This is a genomic window from Kistimonas asteriae, assembly GCF_018263925.1.
In the GTDB taxonomy this organism is placed as follows: domain Bacteria; phylum Pseudomonadota; class Gammaproteobacteria; order Pseudomonadales; family Endozoicomonadaceae; genus Kistimonas; species Kistimonas asteriae.
Genome location: NZ_JAEVHF010000048.1, coordinates 1 through 1,033, shown reverse-complemented (window position 1 = coordinate 1,033; position 1,033 = coordinate 1). Strand labels below are relative to the sequence as shown.

At 50.7% G+C, this 1,033-nt stretch carries 1 protein-coding gene; it reads right to left on the bottom strand.

The window, feature by feature from the left end:
* Positions 1-5 precede the first annotated feature (5 nt).
* A complete protein-coding gene (locus tag KHS78_RS22180; RefSeq protein WP_211831197.1) occupies positions 6-956 on the bottom strand; it encodes an IS1595 family transposase in 951 nt (316 codons plus the stop codon).
* Positions 957-1,033: the final 77 nt, after the last annotated feature.

Here is a 1,033-nt window from a genome sequence, read left to right as displayed (position 1 = left end):
CCTGATTACCACTGTGGCTCAGCCAGCTTGAGAAGCCTTGCTGGCATGGGGCAGGTTCGCGCAGCCATGTAACCCAGCCTTGATACCATCGCCTTCAAATCAAAGCGCCGGTTAAATCGATAACAGTATTCTGCAAGGTATCGTGGCAGATGCCTGGGATTAATATTGTGGTAACTGCCTCTCAGGGAGTTTTTGACGTTCCCGATCATGGTGTTGACCCACGTAAACAACTCATTAGCCATCGATTCATGACCACCTCCTGTCACTACTGCAGTATGTGGATGTCCAGCGTCGACTATTCCCGTGAATGCGCCGAGTCCATCACTGACAACACAACAGGTATGATCTCCGAGATGTTTTTTCGCCCAGTGTTCCAACTCCTTTTTCCGGAAACTGGTGACCATACTAAAGCGCATATACAGCGGGCAGTTTTCTTTGTTGGTTTGCACGGCAGCAACAAAGGGGTGTTTGTTTGCAGAACCTCTTCCCCGTTTGCCGCCATGTTTTTCACCGCCCCAGTAGGCATCATCCAGCTGCACATGCCCCTGCAGGGGGCGGCTGTCATCCCGTTCTTTCATGACTTGCATGAGCTTGTGCTTCAGGCGCCACGCGGCGTTATAAGAGACGCCAAGCTGCCTCGAAAGCTCCATGGCTGATATGCCATTCTTGGTTTGAGTCATTAAAAACATGCCCAGAAACCAGATGGTGAAGGGCAGCTTGCTGGCTTCCAGAATGGTACCGCTAGTCAGTGATGTTTGATGGTGGCAACGGTTACATTGGTAGAGTTCGCGGGTTTTCAGGGTGCAATACTCCCGGCAACAACACAGAGGGCATTCAAATCCGTTCGGCCAGCGCCATTTGAAAAACTGATCGCGGCATTGCCCTTCCTGACCGTATCGCTGAAAGAATTCCACAAGGCTCATGCCTTTCTGAAACTGGATTTTGTTCCTGGCCATGACACGTCTCCTAACCCAAGGAAAACCAGTGTCGTAAGTTTAGACGGGAGAATGGCTTATGTTAGGTGGTAATCAGG

Coding starts and splice junctions, on each gene's coding strand:
- KHS78_RS22180 (WP_211831197.1), bottom strand. CDS start 956: ATGGCCAGGAACAAAATCCAGTTTCAGAAAGGCATGAGCCTTGTGGAA.